Below are 2,486 nucleotides of genomic sequence, written 5' to 3'. Positions count from 1 at the left end.
CCCCGTCAGCGCGACGTCGATGTCTAGCCCGGGGTCATTCAGGCCACTTGCCGCGTAGAGCTGGTGGACATCGATGACGGCCGAGATGATGCCCCAGAAGCGGCTGCCGCCGCCCGCCGTCGGCACAAAGACGGGAATGCGGCCGACAAAGCCCCGCCCTCCCTGGGCCAGATCGACGGGACCTGCCAGCACAAGAATGCCAAGGTCGCGCGCGCGAAGCGCGGCCGTTCGTTGCGCCTCGCTCTTTCGGTAATCGAGCCCGATCGCCTTCTGGTTGCCTTCCATGGGATACATCAGTGAGATGACGAGATCGGGAGCACCGGCGATGTTGCGCAGCTGCGATTTCTGTTGGAACAGGTTGCTGGCAAGGGAGGCAAATCTCTGCTGCCCCATATACGGCTCCGTAACCACAGTCGAGACCAGGCCCTGAACGAGTTGGAGGTTACCGTTTACATTGCCTTCGAGCTTGGCCCGGATGATATTGACCTTGGCTTGGACTTCGGCGCGCGCGAGCTGATCGGAGACTTTCGTGTTCTGCAAGTCGGCAAGAATCGCGCAAATCACAAGCACGGCGACCGCAATTGCCGCCGGCAAGTTGGCCGTTGAAAAAACTGCCTTTCTTGCGCCTTCGAAATTGAAAATTGCTCTGCCCGATCCACCCAATTGCGTTTCCTTGACAACAAGCCCACCGGTCAACCTAGAACGAACTGCTTAAATTTAGACTTCGAAGCTACATAAAAGCTTCCGGTCTCTGCCACCAAGTTCCGAAAGGCTGCACTTTGGCGCTCGCCTTCGTCCTTGTTGACGATGCGAAAGCAAGGCTCCAGCAAAACTCTTGGTGAAATCTTCGACCAGCGGCCGCTTCTGCCGCTCGTGCGGAGGGCGGTTGGGTCCTCCTCACTGGGAGTGCCACCCCGGGGGCCGGCCGGTGCAACGCCCGCGAATGGCTTGGCGTATCGACCGATCGCGCCCAGCTATCCGAGATAGTTCATCGGGTGCGGCACGGAAAATCAGGGACGAACATCGGCATAGTCACGGCCCTCGACGATGCCGTTGCAACCTTCAACTCAAGGAGCGACGTTCGGGAGACACGAACTCGGGTGAGGACATGCCCTGTGTCAAATCCGATTGCCCTCCCAACTTAGGTTTCCTGTGTGAAATGGCGACGGCAGGATTGCCGGCTGCTCCCGCGCGCTCATAGTCGCTTCATGAATGCGCAGTACGTGGAACTCGTCTTGTTTGAACAGTCGCTGTCAAATCTAGGCAGTATGAATCGCCCGTTTTCCGATCGCGTGGAAGACGCGGCGGAAAAGACCGCCGGCTCGGTGCTGTTCGACGTCCGTGTCGACGGCGACCGGCGATTTCAAAGAATTGCGGCGATCGGATATGGCGCGGACGGCACTGTTGCAATTGCCATGGGCAACGACGGACACCTTGTTTCGGCGTCCATTGACGGAGGCGAGGCCTTGGTTGCCGAAATAGCGGCCTGGTGCTCGCTGAGCATGGCCGAGCAGTCTTCTATCAGCTGCAATGATGCCCCTGCCAGACTCCTCGCGAATTTGCGAACGGCCGGCATCCTCGATTGAAATGGCCGCACGGGTAGCAAGTAGGTGCCGTCGAACGGCGTGCCCGGTTATCAGGGCGCGCGCCCCAGAGTTGAGGCACTTGCCAAGACCCTTCTGGAGAACCAGCGGCAAGCAGGCATCATCCTCATGTCGGGGGGATTGCTGACGGTGTCAGTGGGAATGCCTCTTAAGATCGTTCGTAGCTTCGCTTGCGACCCCGGGCCAAGTGTCCCGACGGGGCAGGTCCCGTCATTGCTGGTCAGTGACGGGCCTTCGCGCTGGCACTGCTACCACCTTCTTGCTCGGATCCGACTAAAGCCCAACATGGAAGCGCAAAGGTCTGACCCATGAAACAACGGAGCCTTTTCCACATTTGGAAATGTGACCGTCGATCATTGTCTTCATCGTCGGTTGGTTGATTACCCGCCACGGCTCGCTTGGCGTGGCGGGTACTCATTCATGGAGAGCGCATGCATCCTGGTGAGATCATCGCGAACGCGTTTGCAGCGGGATTGGTCATCATCCTGATAGCTGTCTTTTTTCTGATTTTCGGGAAGCCGCTCTGGCCTGAACGACACGTCCGGATGGTCATCATCCCGCCTGCTCACCGAATGACCACCGCTATCAAGAGTGCAGGGCCAGACCTGCCAAACAAGATTGATTTGGAAGTTGTGCGCCCGAGGCCGACCACCAACAAGAGGACCTGAAGCGCCTTCGAAGCGATGCTCGCAGAGGCTTCGACGCGGCGGTTCACCAGTTGGCCAGCGCGAAGAATAGGCGCGAACTCCTATTATTTCTGGCGAAAGGCGGAGTGGAACGACACAACCAACGGACCTAGCACATAGTCGAGCGCGGTGCGTTCCTCGGTGACGATCATGACTGACGCCGGCATGCCCGGATAAAGCGCAATCTGTGGGGCTG

The 2,486-nt window shown here is 58.8% G+C and carries 3 protein-coding genes and 1 pseudogene; 3 read left to right on the top strand and 1 reads right to left on the bottom strand.

All coding sequences use genetic code 11. The annotated features are described in order from the left end of the window. The coding region (locus EN906_RS30745) for a CHASE domain-containing protein (RefSeq protein ID WP_245484364.1) at positions 1 to 663 on the bottom strand (663 nt) is incomplete at its 3' end. Positions 664 to 962: 299 nt separating this feature from the next. Between EN906_RS30745 and EN906_RS39055 the strand changes: the two are divergent. The 3 genes and pseudogenes from EN906_RS39055 to EN906_RS30730 form a co-directional block, all read left to right on the top strand. Continuing rightward, positions 963 to 1,145 (top strand): annotated as a pseudogene (locus EN906_RS39055) (hypothetical protein); the annotation flags it as partial. A gap of 90 nt (positions 1,146 to 1,235) precedes the next feature. Beyond that, positions 1,236 to 1,586, top strand: coding sequence for a hypothetical protein (locus tag EN906_RS30735; protein WP_236383564.1), 351 nt, complete (start codon positions 1,236 to 1,238; stop codon positions 1,584 to 1,586). Positions 1,587 to 2,035: 449 nt separating this feature from the next. Next, the gene (locus tag EN906_RS30730; protein WP_127272447.1) at positions 2,036 to 2,272 is read left to right on the top strand and encodes a hypothetical protein; all 237 of its coding nucleotides are present in this window, start codon (positions 2,036 to 2,038) and stop codon (positions 2,270 to 2,272) included. Positions 2,273 to 2,486: the final 214 nt, after the last annotated feature.

Origin of the sequence: Mesorhizobium sp. M7A.F.Ca.CA.004.06.1.1 (assembly GCF_003999135.1) — a bacterium.
GTDB lineage: Bacteria > Pseudomonadota > Alphaproteobacteria > Rhizobiales > Rhizobiaceae > Mesorhizobium.
The sequence above is the reverse complement of the archived record's forward strand: the minus strand, read 5'-3'. Positions and strand labels throughout refer to the sequence as shown.